This is a genomic window from Chryseobacterium aquifrigidense (assembly GCF_006716485.1).
Lineage (GTDB): Bacteria > Bacteroidota > Bacteroidia > Flavobacteriales > Weeksellaceae > Chryseobacterium > Chryseobacterium vietnamense.
In genome coordinates this window covers 692,630-705,116 of record NZ_VFPD01000001.1, presented here as the reverse complement: position 1 = coordinate 705,116, position 12,487 = coordinate 692,630, and the positions used below count along the sequence as shown (strand labels likewise).

Genomic DNA, 12,487 nt, shown 5'->3' with positions numbered 1-12,487 from the left:
CATGGAAAGTTTAACAGCTACTTATGTAACACGTGCAGAAATATGGCTCTGCATTACCACATTGCTTTATTTTCTTATGAATGGAGCGCAGATCTTCGAAACCCTCATATTTGTACCCAAATGGGCCTCTTCCCCACCCTTTACGTTTAAGCTGCTTCAGGACGGAAATGGAGTAAGTCTGAAGTATTTTTGGATCATTCTTCATTCTTTGCATGAAATTGCCTTTATTCTTGCAGTTATTTTTTGCTGGAAAATAGATCCGGTAAGGAACTGGCTTTTAATTTTGTTTATTATTCACACGGCTGTCAGGGTGTGGACATTAACATTTTTTGCTCCGAACATCATACAGTTTCAGAACCTGGCAGCCAATCCTTCTGTTCCACAAGAAATTTTAATGAGAATATCTTTTTGGAAAACACTTAATTATGTTCGGGTTGCTATTTATATTGCCATTTCAATAGGCCTTATTCCTCTATGTATTAAACTTTTCAGCTTTCGTCATTAGTTATTATTCAAAAAAAAATCGCCAACTGTAAAAGCCTGCGAAATTTTTAAATCAAACTATTTTATTTCTATTGCGGAACATCAGTTTTACTATTCTGATATTCAAAAATCTTTACGATGGTATCAACAGTTTCCTGCCCCAGATGTTTTCCAATAAGATAGAGAGCAGCATCAATTCCGGCTGTAATTCCAGCAGTAGTAATCAGCCGTTCCTGATCAACATAACGTACATTCCGGAGAACAGTGGCTGTCGGATTATATTGTTCTAAAGCATCCAGCAGCATATTATGAGTTGTGATATTGTGGCCAGCAAGTATCCCCGTTCCGGATAACAGCATGCTTCCTGTACATATCGTAAACACAACTGTTCCGGTATCATAATGATTTTTAATCCATTTCACCACCGTTTCCTGAAAATCCTTATCCTGAATATATTTCATAATATGGTCCGGGTTTGCTCCGGGAATGACAATCATATCCGGCTTTGGACACGTCTGCAAGTCATAGGTCGGAATAACAGCCATCGTATTGGCTTCCGTGTATATGGGTTCTTTTGTTTTTCCGACCGTAAAGCAATTATAGCTGTCGGGCTGGATGACATTTGCTTTAACAAAAACATCCAGAGGACCGTTTAAATCAAGTACTTCCACCTGATCATAGACTAAAAATGCTACATTCATTGTTTTACTGTATTGTTCGTGTTTCATAATTCTATTATTTTAAATTGATTATTTTAGAAATAAAGACATACTTCTTCCTCACTGACAATTGATGATCATCAGTTTTTATAGTAAAAAAGAAGAAAAATGATTATTCTGTGCGCTTAAATGTTTTCCGGTATTGCGCCGGGGTAAGGGAAATATTCTTAAGGAATAAACGGCGCAGCGAAACCACACTGCCAAAGCCGCATTTATCAGCTATTATTTCTATACCCATATTGGTATATTCAAGCATATTTCTGGCCTGATCCAACCTCATTTTTTCAATGAATCTGCCAGGAGTTATTCCTGATTCTTTTACAAATACCCGCGAAAAGTTACGGGCACTCATGTTCAGAGATTCAGCAATATATTCTACTGTAAGAGTCTCTCCCAACTTGTCTTTCAACAGATCCCGAACCTGTTTTGTAAAAGGAGACATGGTTTCATATTCCGGTAATGCGTTTCCAAACTGAGACTGCGTTCCGGGTCTCTTTAAATGCAGAACAAGATGACAGGCGACTTCTGCCGCCAAAGCCTTACCAAAATCTTCTTCCAACATTGCCAATGCCAAATCCATCCCTGAAGAAACACCTCCTGAAGTATAAATAGGTCTGTCACAAATAAAAAATGGATTAATATTAACCTCCAGCTTTGGATAAGATTTCTGCAGTTCATCAGCAAATTTCCAATGGGTAGTCACTTGCCGCCCATCCAGCAGACCTGCTTTGGCAAGAACAAATGCTCCTACACATACTGAGCCCATCCGCCTTACTTGTGATGTTATATTTTGAAGATAATGATAAACATCGTCACTAATTTCATCCAGCACACTCAAAGTGGTACCGGCCACAAGTAAAGTGTCTACAGAAAAATCAATATCATAAATGGTATGACTACACGATAACGGCATTCCCGAGCCGGAATAAATTATTTTCTCTGATGTGCCGGATACCAGATGAACATGATAACCGGAATCCTGTCTTTCGTTATTCAAAAAACGGTTTGCTGATGTAAAAACATCCCACGGTCCGGCAATATCAAGCAGCTGTACCTGTGGCAGCGCCAGAAGCACTATGTTTTTCTTCCCGGTATGTTGTACTTCTTTCTTCATATCTCGTTCTGTATGAGTACAAATGTAGAGAGAAAGCGGCTTGTCTGCAATGACAAAAAACATACAGTTCCTGCCATTTTTTTCCTGTCATAACAAAAGAGACTGCCTTATCAGACAGTCTCAGCACTCTACTATAAAATTAGCTAACAAGCTATACTTTTTCTATTATTACAATTATGCAGGTGATAATCTTCGGGATTTCAGATAAAGGGCAGTTCGGTTGAGATATGGGAAAATAAAAATCAACAGCAATGAGGCAGCAAGAAGCCACACCATCATTTCATAATAATCCATAGCAAAACGCACATGATCCTGCACATTTATCCTTCCTATCAACAATTTATTGGCTGCTTTTACCGCCTTATCTTCGGACATTCCTCTGGAAATCAGTTTAGCCGTCTGCTGATGAAGAAAATGTTTGACTTCCGGATCTACAACACTCAAATGATCCTGAAAAGCATTATAATGGCGGCTTTTTTCAAACAGTTCAAAAAAATTGATCAGGGCAATACTGATACAAAATCCGAGGTAACGTATCGCCAGTGCTATGGCAGCCGCTGACGGACCAATTACAGCAGGAACAGAAGAAATAATATAAATAATCGTCGGAACCATAATCAGTCCCACTCCCAAGCCCTGAATAAATAACGGAATGTAATAATTAAATTCATCAGCCTGAACATCAAAAGAATAATACATTAACCCATGGAAAATAAGCAGCATTAAAAACCCCGGTCCCCAGATATACCGTATATTTTTCTTCTGCAACACCATGCAACAGGCGATAATGACTCCCGCAACTAACCCTGCAAGATTGAAAATATTAATATAAGAAATATGAAACGGATCCAGATGCAGCTCTGCAGCAAAGTAATTATTGACAATCCCTGATGCAAACCGACAGATATACATCACAAAAAGGATCAGCAGACCTACTTTAAAATTTCTGTATTTGAAAACACGCAAATCGACATAAGGTCTTTTGATCGCCTGCTGCCGGAATATTGATATTCCTGCCAATCCAACAATCCCTATGATACTTCCCAGAATCCTGTTATCCTCAAGCCAATAGTATTCCTGACCAAAAATGGTTATATATCCGATAAGGACCAACATAGCGCTGAATAATCCAAAGCTTTGCCAGTCGAGTTTATAGAGATGAAATCTTGCATGGGTTCTGTAGTTGCTCATTGCAAGAGTCAGGAAAATAAGTCCCGGAAGGTATGAGAAAATCGCAGTTTTATAAACAATATTAAAGTTGTAGGAATCAATAAGATCTGCGGTAATCAGATTATTGAATGGCAAAGCACAGATCAGAATCCCGAAGAAAACTGAAAAACTGATTTCTCTCCCTCTCTCGCTGTTCAGTCTCGTAAAAATAAGAGTAAGCGAAAGGTTTACATTCCCGGCAAACAACATTCCCTGTATAAAACGGATAGGAAATAAAATATAAATTTCACGGGTAGAATAACATATCAGGCAGGCCAGAATCTGTAAAGTGGTAAACAGAAGAAAATATTCCTTTGCAGCCAGAAAACTGAAAAACCTTCTTTCCAGACTATAAAATCCTACATAACCTGCGTAAAACAATGCTACAGAAAACTGAATATCCGCAGGCTCGCTTCCGTAATATCCGGCAGCAGCATTCACATTGGCCAGCGGAAGAAAAAATATAATAATTCCCGGCAGTGTCATTGAGAAAAGAATGATTTTAACAAGCCATTCCGGAGCCCATTTTTTAAAATAAGGCATCTGTCTTTTAACCATTGGAATGCTTTTTATCAGCGTATACATTCACATTCATTCCTACCTTCAGAACATCGATTTCTCTTCTTTGTCCATCGACTCTGATTCTTACAGGAATACGCTGTACAATTTTGACATAATTCCCGGTGGAATTATCAGGAGGAAGCAATGAAAAGCTTGATCCTGTGGCGGGAGAAAGGGAAATAATTGTTCCCTGGAATTCTTTGTCCGGATAGGAATCTGCTACAATTTTCACGTGATCTCCAATGTGCATATCTCGGATCTGAGTTTCTTTGTAATTGGCTATTACCCATTTATCCGTTTCATTATTGACAATAAATGCCAGCGTTTCCCCTGCATCAATCATCTGCCCTACTTCTACAGTTCTTCGTCCCATTCTTCCGTCATAGGCCGCTGTGACTGCTGTATAGCTGACATCCAGTTGGTGACGGTCCAGCAATGCCTGCAGTCTGGCAATTTCTGCCTGTACCACTGTTTTTTCTGCACGGATATCATTAATTTTAGATACCGAAGCGGCGTAAGTATCCTGTGAAGACTTGTAGTCACTTTCATTGACATCCAATGTTGCTTTCACATCTTCAAGACGCTGTTTAGTCGCAGATTCTTCATCATAGAGCTTTTTATACCGGTTATAATCAAGCTGCTGTTTCCAGACTTTTGCTTTACTGGCATCTACCTGAGCCATTGCTGCTGCTGCTTCCTTCTCTGTTGTACCTGTAGTACTTTCCAGCACTTTCAGCTGGGCACGGGCTTTCTGAAGAGCTGCCTGAGTCTGCTTTTCCTGAAGGATATATTCGCGGTTATCAATAATCAAAAGAGTATCCCCTTTTTTTACTTCCTGATTTTCCTCAAACTTTACCGCTACAATAAATCCTCCGGCTCTTGAAATAATAGGGTTCACATATTCCTGCACCTGTGCATCGTTGGTCTGTTCATAAGCATAGTAATTTTTCAAGGTAAAACCGCCCCAGACAGAAAGTGCGGCAACGATGACAACTGAAATCCATCCTGTGATCTTCGTGATCATTCTATCGGTGGGAGTATATTTTTTTTTCATTGTATTATAAAACGCCTGTAATGTTTTGTAGTAAATAATAATTGTTCTGTGCCATGATTTTGGCGGCTTCCAGCTCAAATTTTGTCTGAAGCAGCTGTATATCTGCATCCAGCAGTTCTGTAATAAGTGAAGTCTGGCTGAAGTACGTATTCCTGATAATACGTGCATTTTCTTTTGCCTGAGCGACATTAGCTTCTGCAACTTTGATCTGTTCCAAAGCTTCCTGATATCGCAGATAAGCTTCTTTTACCTGTTGTCTTACTTTATCCTCCGTATCCTTGTGAACTTCCTCTTCTTTCTCAAACTCCAGCCGGGCTGCCTTTACTTTATGGGTATTGTGGTAAAGGGAGGAGATGGAAAATGAAGCTTTAATCCCAACGATTCCCAATGAATACCAATAAGGATTGTAGGGATAAAGGAAAATCTGCGGATTGGCAAAATAAAATTCACCATACATCCCGATTTTAGGCCTTACATTCGCTTTTACCTGTTTCAGTTTGATCATACTCAGTTCTGTCTGCTGTTCAGAAACATGGTAATCAAAAGAATGTTCTAAAGCCAGTTTGAGATAGTCATTATATGTTGTATTCTCATTCCACTGATTAAAAGGTGCTTCAGGAATAACAGTCTGCTCATCCGGAATTCCAAGAATAATATTCAGCTTCTGCATCGCGATGAGGATATCATTTTCTATGGTCACTAGAGCCATTTTTCGTTTTGAAAGCTCTAGCTCAATCCTTAAAACATCACTTTTTAAAACCACTCCGTTTTTATAAAGGGTCTGTATTTCTTTCAGCTGTGTTTTCTGATCAGTGATATCCTGTTTGATAAGATCTCTGAAGATTAATGTTTTCTGTAATTCAAGATAAAGCGCTGCCGTTTTGTAATGAATATCTGAAACAGATTGTTCTTTCTGAATATCCTTAATTTTCTGAAGCGTCTGATTTTCCTTAATCTTAAGGTTCAGTTTGTTTCCGTTATAAATATTCAGGTAAAAATCCGCTCCGGCTCTGTAAAGCGTATGGATGACTTCATGCTGGGTGGGTTTGGAAAAAATTCCGTTTTCATAGATAGGAATGTTGGAAGCTTTTTCTGCAGAACCTTTAACTTCAATTTCCGGGAGACGTTCTCTTCTGGCGTCTTTTACTTCGGCTTCGGCAATGTCTACATTGATGGTATTGATTCTGATATGACGGCTGTTTTCTTCCGCTTTTTGCCATGCGTCTTTTAGGGAGAGTCGTATGGTATCCTTTACTGGATTACCGGTCTGGGCTGATATCGTGGAGGAAATTCCAAGCATCAGCAATCCGGCGACATAAATTTTCATTTGAATTTTTGAATTATTGCACTGCAAATTTATTGGCAATCCGGAAATTTTATTTATCTAAAATAGTCAACTTTTACATGATTCCGGCCAAATGATTATATTTGTATTTTCATTGGTATTCTAAACTTTTTTATGGGACTCATTGCTGCACTTCCTGATATTGATAAAGATGACAAAAGTGTATTTGTCATGCACGAAAAATCCGAAAAACTGATTCCTTTTCACAAACACACGAAAGGACAGCTGAGTTATGTGGAAGGTGGTATCGCCTATATTACGATTGATAACAGAACCTATGTAGTTCCGGCAAGACATTTCTTCTGGATTCCGCAGGGAATGGAACATATTTTAGAGATCGGACATACAGCAACGGTTCTGCGCTCTCTCTATTTTTATGCTCATGATGATGCTTCAGATCCTTTCTATGGCAGACTGGGGATCTATCCTGCCTCAGAACTTCTGATCCAGATGATTAAATATTCTGAAATCTGGGATGAAAAACATGTTACTGCTCAGGATGAAAATTTCGAATTTTTAGTTGCTCTAAAAAAAATCCTTCCCAAAACCCATCAACAGCCCTTACCTATTATTCTTCCGGCAACCCATAATAAACAGATGATGCGGATTGTATCATATCTGGAATGGAATATCAGTGAGAAACTTACACTGTCTAATGTCAGCAGCAGATTTGGTTTGAGTGAGCGTTCTCTATCCCGTCTTTTCAAAGCTGATATGGATATTTCTTTCCTTCAGTATTTAAAAACATTAAGAATTATCAAAGCCATTGAATTACTTTTGAATACAGACAAACCGATCAATGAAATTGCCGATGACGTGGGCTATAGCTCTATCAGTGCCTTCAGTGATACCTTTCATGAATTTACCCAATCAAGACCGTCAGATCTGCGAAAAAGTAATAAGGCTACCCAAAATATGATAGGCTAACCTTCCGGATGATCTTCATCAGATTTAAAAAAAATAAAAGACTTATTTGTCTTTTATTAAAAATATCTTTCTATCTTTGTCACATAAAACTCAGTACAATGTTTTCAAAAACCTGTGAATATGCCTTAAGAGCTTTAATCTATATTGCCCAGCAGTCTAAAAATGACAGCAGGGTCGGGATTAAGGATATTTCAAAGAGCATTCATTCGCCGGAACATTTTATTGCCAAAATTTTACAGGACTTAAGCAGAAAAGGTTTTGTGCAGTCTGTTAAGGGACCGAACGGAGGTTTTTATATGGATCAGAAAAATCTAAACACTTCCATTGCTGATATTGTTAAAGAAATTGACGGTGATAAGCTTTTCTCCGGTTGCGGACTTGGACTTGAACAATGCTCGGAAACGCATCCATGCCCTCTTCATGACCAGTTTAAAAGCATCAGACAGGATCTTCGTATTATGCTTGAAACTTCAAAAATACAAGCATTTGTAGATAACCTGGACTTAAAACTGACCCATTTAAAGGTGTAAAAAAAATTTAAAACAATAAAAGATAAAAAGGTATTTATATATTAATTTAATCATAAAGTAATGCATACAGAAAATATTGAAAAAATGTCCGGACACTGGTTATTAGCCAGAATTGGTAAAAAAGTTTTGCGTCCGGGCGGTGTTTTCCTGACCCAAAAGATGTTGTCGATGCTGGACATAACACCTGCTGATGATGTAGTGGAATTTGCGCCTGGTCTCGGTTTTACAACACATCTTACACTCGAAAAAAATCCTCACTCTTATATAGGGATTGATGCTGAACAAAATGCTGTAGATCATCTGAACAAAAAATTTAACCATACTTCTGCCCTGTTTCAACTGGGAAATGCAGCACACAGTTTTTTACATGGGCAATCAGTCAGTAAAGTGTATGGAGAAGCCCTACTGAGCATGCATGCAGATCACAGAAAAGCAGAAATTATTCAGGAAGCTTACAGAATTTTGAAACCGCAGGGATATTATGCCATTCATGAGCTGGCTTTAAGACCGGATCATCTGGACAGTAATGTTAAGCTGCATATTCAGAAAGAGCTGGCATTAGCCATTAAAGTCAATGCCCGCCCGCTCACTGTTTCCGAATGGACAGACTTATTAGAAAAGCAAGGATTTACTATTTTGAAAGTTGAAACTGCCCCCATGCATCTCTTAGAACCTGATAGGATTATAGATGACGAAGGGGTTACCGGAGCCATTCAAATAGCTAAAAATATATTATTCAATCCCTCTATCAGAAAGAGAGTTTTTCAAATGAAAAAAATATTCAGAAAGCATGAAAAAAATATGTGCGCAGTCACTATTATTGCAAGAAAAGAATAATTTTTGAAAGTGAAAAAATAAGGTGATAAAAGTCAGAATAAATAAAGTCAAAATACTCTTTTTTCATAAAAATAGATTCTATATTTGTACTGAAAAAAAGAATTAAGTACTCAAAACCAATACATTCTGTTGGTTATCTGCAATTCAGAATTGATGTAATTGCATACCTATTTTAAGTATTAATCACAACAATGTAAAAGACCTTTCTCATTATTGATTTTTTAAAATCAATTCAATAAAAGATAAAAAGGTATTTATATCCTAATAATAAAATAATGAAACTGCATGTAAAAAATCCCCTTGTGCTAATGATGCTTTGTCTGATGACTGGTATTTTTATCACCATCAGTTTTCTGGAAACACCTATGAAGTTTCAGGTCACCGGGATGACTCTTCCTGTAGCGCTTGAGCTGGGAATGATGATGTTCGGAATATCCACCAAAATACAGTTCATTTTTCTTATTCTGATCATTGGACTAATGTTCATCAGCCGGAAAAGTTATACGAAAGCAGATTTTATGATGGTTCTCCTTGTATTGATTATTTTACTGCTGGAAAAGTTCTGGATGCTTCCTGTTCTTGACACACGGGCTCAGTTGCTATCCGCAGGAAAGCCAGTTCCGTCTTCAGAAATGCATAACTATTTTATCTATGCAGAATCTGTTAAAGCGCTCTTTCTGTGTATCATTATAGCATTGCAATTTACCAGACAAAAAGCAAATGCTGAATAAATTCTGATGGTATTTATCCGGCAAAAAGATTCAAATCATTAATACTCGCATTATGAAAAAGACCCTATTATTTACCGCAACTTTATTGACGGTAATAACTCTCAGCGCCTGTAAACAGAGTTCTTCAGGAGATACCTCCGATATCACCAATACCGAAAACATCAAAACAGATGGAACAAGTGAAGAATTAAAAATGCCCCCTCCACCCTTGGTTCCGGCACCTGTAGGAAACCGCGCGGCTAAAAAAATTATTGTAAAACTGGAAACAATAGAAAAAACAGGTGAACTCGCAGATGGAACAGAATATAATTTCTGGACTTTCAACGGAACAGTTCCGGGAAGTTTTATCCGCGCAAGAGTTGGAGATGACATCGAACTTCATCTTAAAAACCACGAAAACAATACCTTCCCACACAATATAGACCTTCATGCCGTGAATGGACCTGGTGGCGGAGCTGAAGCAACATTTGTAGCTCCCGGCAAAGAAGCGGTTTTTAATTTTAAAGCATTAAATCCCGGACTGTATGTTTATCATTGTGCTACGGCACCGGTAGGAATGCACATTGCCAACGGTATGTATGGACTCATTCTTATAGAACCTGAAGGTGGTCTTCCAAAAGTAGACAAAGAATTCTACATCATGCAGGGAGATTTTTATACCAAAGGAAAATTCGGGGATAAAGGACTGCAGGAATTTGATATGGATAAAGCAATTGCTGAGCATCCCGAATATGTAGTCTTCAACGGCAATACAGCCTCCCTTTTAGGCGATAAAGAACTCCAGGTAAAAACAGGGGAAACAGTAAGGTTCTTTGTGGGAAACGGCGGCCCGAACCTGACCTCCTCATTCCATATTATCGGGGAAATTTTTGACAAAGTGTATATAGAAGGAGGCAGTAAAATAAACGACAATGTACAGACTACCGTTATCCCTCCCGGAGGAGCATCAATAGTAGAATTTAAAGCAACAGTTCCCGGAGAATATGTGATTGTAGATCATGCCATCTTCAGGGCATTCAACAAGGGAGCTTTAGGTAAGATTAAGGTAACCGGACCGGAAAATCCGGCAGTGTATAAAAAGAATCAGTAATAAATTGAGATTCATTGGATTTCAAAAAAGAAACAATGAGAGCCGTTGCAATTATTTTATGTTGGATTATATGTTCAGGAATGATATCCTGTTCTGAAAAGATGAAAAATCCTGAGGACAAAACCTATGCACAAAACCGTTTAAACCTGATTGTCAGCCAGAAAAAAATGATAAAAATACAAGGTGGAACCTATAAAGCATTCGTAGGAAAAGATTCAGGAAGGATTGTAAAAGTACAGACTTTCTATCTGGATGACAGCCCTGTTACAAACAGGGAATATCTTGAGTTTCTTAAAGCAAATCCTCAATGGACAAGAAGCAAAGTAGTAAGACTTTATGCAGACAGCAATTACCTGAAACACTGGAAAAGCGATTATGAAATCCCGGAAGGAATAAGTCCGGATACTCCAGTCACTAATATTTCATGGTTTGCAGCTGAGGCCTATGCAAAAAGTACTGGAAAAAGGCTCCCCGATATTGATGAATGGGAATATGCTGCATTAGCAGATCAAAAAACGCCAAATGCGTCAAAAGATCCCGCTTTTACTGACTATATTCTGAAAGCTTACCAAAAAAAGGATAAAAACAAACAACCGATAAAACAAGAGCCACCCAATTATTATGGAATCTACAATATGTACGGAATGGTTTGGGAATGGACTTATGACTTTAATTCAGTAATGATGAGTGGAGAATCCAGGAAAGACAATACGGTGAATGACAACCTTTTCTGTGCCGGAGCAGCAGTAACTTCTTCTGATTTAAGAAACTATGCTGCCTTTATCCGGTACGCATTAAGAGGAAGTATAAAAGCAAATTACTGCCTTAATAATCTCGGATTCAGATGTGCTAAAAACAAAAATTGATCTTTATGAAAAATATAACCCTGACAGTACTGGCCTTGATGATGATATCGTGCGGTAAGAAAAATGAAGAAGTAAGCCCTGATTCTATCTATAATGTACAGACAAACTGGGAAAAACAGGATGGTAAAAACATTACATTCTCAGATCTGAAAGGAAAAGTACTGGTAACCGCAATGATTTTCACTTCCTGCAAAACGGCCTGCCCAAAACTGACCGCGGAAATGAGAACCATCTCCCGGAAAGTAGGGAAAGTAGATCCAAAGGATATTCAATATATATTAATCTCCATTGATCCGGAAAATGATACTCCAGAAGTCATGAAGAGATACCTGTATGTGAACAGATTTGATGAAAAAGAATGGACTTTCATCCGTGGTAGTGAAGAAGATACCCGGGAACTGGCCAATATAATGGCTGTAAAATATAAACAGATCTCTCCTATAGAATTCTCCCACTCCAATATCATTACAGTGTATTCAAAAAAGGGAACTCTGGCTTTTCAAAAAGAAGGTTTAGATAGCGGTTACGAAGCTATTGTACACGAAATAAAAAAACAAATACAACTTTAAATGGATAAGATTATGAAAAAATTACTTGTAACAGCTGCGCTGTTTTCACTTGCTGTAACTTCATGTTCAGATAAAAAAGATACAAATCCCATTCCTCAGGCATCAGAAACCAATGTAATGCTGGAAGAGCCTAAAACTCAGGAAGCAGCCCCGGCAGCCGCTCCTCTTTCGGGAGCTGATGCAGAAATCGCAGAAGGAAAATCCCTTGTAGAAGGAACAGACTGTTTATCATGTCATAAAATTGATTCAAAACTTGTTGGCCCCGCCTATCAGGAAGTGGCAGCAAAATACAAAGAAGCAGACGTTGATATGCTTGCACAGAAAATTATTGACGGCGGTAAAGGCAACTGGGGAGAAATTCCTATGACACCTCATGCAGGATTAAGTAAAGATAACGCCAAACTGATGGTAAAATATATCCTGTCCCTTAAGAAATAGGTGAAAAAAATTTA

General features: G+C 38.2%; 13 protein-coding genes and 1 pseudogene. 9 read left to right on the top strand and 5 right to left on the bottom strand.

All coding sequences use genetic code 11. The annotated features are described in order from the left end of the window. The first annotated feature begins 1 nt into the window (after window position 1). Entirely contained in the window at window positions 2–505 is a 504-nt protein-coding gene (locus tag FB551_RS03130; protein ID WP_142014903.1) for a transposase, read from the top strand. Window positions 506–572: 67 nt separating this feature from the next. On the opposite strand, the gene FB551_RS03125 is transcribed toward FB551_RS03130, so the two are convergent. From FB551_RS03125 to FB551_RS03105, 5 genes are all read right to left on the bottom strand, one after another. Continuing rightward, window positions 573–1,211, bottom strand: a complete 639-nt coding sequence (locus FB551_RS03125; RefSeq protein ID WP_142014900.1) for a DJ-1/PfpI family protein — start codon at window positions 1,209–1,211, stop codon at window positions 573–575. Window positions 1,212–1,314: 103 nt separating this feature from the next. Next, a complete protein-coding gene (locus FB551_RS03120) occupies window positions 1,315–2,316 on the bottom strand; it encodes a GlxA family transcriptional regulator (RefSeq protein WP_167497814.1) in 1,002 nt (333 codons plus the stop codon). A gap of 174 nt (window positions 2,317–2,490) precedes the next feature. Further along, on the bottom strand, window positions 2,491–4,083 hold the full coding sequence (locus FB551_RS03115; protein WP_142014894.1) for an efflux MFS transporter permease: 1,593 nt from the start codon (window positions 4,081–4,083) through the stop codon (window positions 2,491–2,493). After that, a complete protein-coding gene (locus tag FB551_RS03110; protein ID WP_142014891.1) occupies window positions 4,076–5,140 on the bottom strand; it encodes an HlyD family secretion protein in 1,065 nt (354 codons plus the stop codon). Before FB551_RS03110 ends, FB551_RS03115 begins: the two co-directional genes overlap by 8 nt. A gap of 4 nt (window positions 5,141–5,144) precedes the next feature. Next, the gene (locus FB551_RS03105) at window positions 5,145–6,467 is read right to left on the bottom strand and encodes a TolC family protein (protein ID WP_142014888.1); all 1,323 of its coding nucleotides are present in this window, start codon (window positions 6,465–6,467) and stop codon (window positions 5,145–5,147) included. A gap of 132 nt (window positions 6,468–6,599) precedes the next feature. Between FB551_RS03105 and FB551_RS03100 the strand changes: the two genes are divergently transcribed. The 8 genes and pseudogenes from FB551_RS03100 (at window position 6,600) to FB551_RS03065 (ending at window position 12,473) form a co-directional block, all read left to right on the top strand. Next, window positions 6,600–7,412, top strand: coding sequence for an AraC family transcriptional regulator (locus FB551_RS03100; protein ID WP_047431682.1), 813 nt, complete (start codon window positions 6,600–6,602; stop codon window positions 7,410–7,412). 98 nt (window positions 7,413–7,510) lie between these two features. Beyond that, the gene (locus FB551_RS03095; RefSeq protein ID WP_047431685.1) at window positions 7,511–7,942 is read left to right on the top strand and encodes an RrF2 family transcriptional regulator; all 432 of its coding nucleotides are present in this window, start codon (window positions 7,511–7,513) and stop codon (window positions 7,940–7,942) included. A 60-nt stretch (window positions 7,943–8,002) separates the two neighbouring features. After that, window positions 8,003–8,779 carry a class I SAM-dependent methyltransferase gene (locus FB551_RS03090; protein WP_142014884.1) on the top strand — a complete coding sequence of 259 codons (777 nt, stop codon included), beginning with the start codon at window positions 8,003–8,005 and terminating at the stop codon, window positions 8,777–8,779. A 275-nt stretch (window positions 8,780–9,054) separates the two neighbouring features. Then, window positions 9,055–9,510 carry a hypothetical protein gene (locus FB551_RS03085; RefSeq protein WP_142014881.1) on the top strand — a complete coding sequence of 152 codons (456 nt, stop codon included), beginning with the start codon at window positions 9,055–9,057 and terminating at the stop codon, window positions 9,508–9,510. Between the two features lie 52 nt (window positions 9,511–9,562). After that, a pseudogene (gene nirK / locus FB551_RS03080) lies at window positions 9,563–10,585 on the top strand (copper-containing nitrite reductase); the annotation flags it as partial. Window positions 10,586–10,701: 116 nt separating this feature from the next. Continuing rightward, window positions 10,702–11,466, top strand: a complete 765-nt coding sequence (locus tag FB551_RS03075; RefSeq protein WP_226798606.1) for a formylglycine-generating enzyme family protein — start codon at window positions 10,702–10,704, stop codon at window positions 11,464–11,466. Window positions 11,467–11,471: 5 nt separating this feature from the next. After that, entirely contained in the window at window positions 11,472–12,035 is a 564-nt protein-coding gene (locus FB551_RS03070; protein ID WP_142014876.1) for an SCO family protein, read from the top strand. A gap of 12 nt (window positions 12,036–12,047) precedes the next feature. Next, complete coding sequence (locus FB551_RS03065) at window positions 12,048–12,473, top strand: c-type cytochrome (RefSeq protein WP_142014873.1); 426 nt, start codon at window positions 12,048–12,050, stop codon at window positions 12,471–12,473. The last annotated feature ends 14 nt before the right edge of the window (window positions 12,474–12,487 follow it).

What these genes read in the sequence shown, in the direction of transcription:
- FB551_RS03085 (WP_142014881.1), top strand. Translation starts at nt 9,055, where the DNA reads ATGAAACTGCATGTAAAAAATCCCCTTGTGCTAATGATGCTTTGTCTG.
- FB551_RS03095 (WP_047431685.1), top strand. Translation starts at nt 7,511, where the DNA reads ATGTTTTCAAAAACCTGTGAATATGCCTTAAGAGCTTTAATCTATATT.
- FB551_RS03115 (WP_142014894.1), bottom strand. Translation starts at nt 4,083, where the DNA reads ATGGTTAAAAGACAGATGCCTTATTTTAAAAAATGGGCTCCGGAATGG.
- FB551_RS03125 (WP_142014900.1), bottom strand. Translation starts at nt 1,211, where the DNA reads ATGAAACACGAACAATACAGTAAAACAATGAATGTAGCATTTTTAGTC.
- FB551_RS03100 (WP_047431682.1), top strand. Translation starts at nt 6,600, where the DNA reads ATGGGACTCATTGCTGCACTTCCTGATATTGATAAAGATGACAAAAGT.
- FB551_RS03110 (WP_142014891.1), bottom strand. Translation starts at nt 5,140, where the DNA reads ATGAAAAAAAAATATACTCCCACCGATAGAATGATCACGAAGATCACA.
- FB551_RS03090 (WP_142014884.1), top strand. Translation starts at nt 8,003, where the DNA reads ATGCATACAGAAAATATTGAAAAAATGTCCGGACACTGGTTATTAGCC.
- FB551_RS03070 (WP_142014876.1), top strand. Translation starts at nt 11,472, where the DNA reads ATGAAAAATATAACCCTGACAGTACTGGCCTTGATGATGATATCGTGC.
- FB551_RS03105 (WP_142014888.1), bottom strand. Translation starts at nt 6,467, where the DNA reads ATGAAAATTTATGTCGCCGGATTGCTGATGCTTGGAATTTCCTCCACG.
- FB551_RS03120 (WP_167497814.1), bottom strand. Translation starts at nt 2,316, where the DNA reads ATGAAGAAAGAAGTACAACATACCGGGAAGAAAAACATAGTGCTTCTG.
- FB551_RS03075 (WP_226798606.1), top strand. Translation starts at nt 10,702, where the DNA reads ATGAAAAATCCTGAGGACAAAACCTATGCACAAAACCGTTTAAACCTG.
- FB551_RS03130 (WP_142014903.1), top strand. Translation starts at nt 2, where the DNA reads ATGGAAAGTTTAACAGCTACTTATGTAACACGTGCAGAAATATGGCTC.
- FB551_RS03065 (WP_142014873.1), top strand. Translation starts at nt 12,048, where the DNA reads ATGAAAAAATTACTTGTAACAGCTGCGCTGTTTTCACTTGCTGTAACT.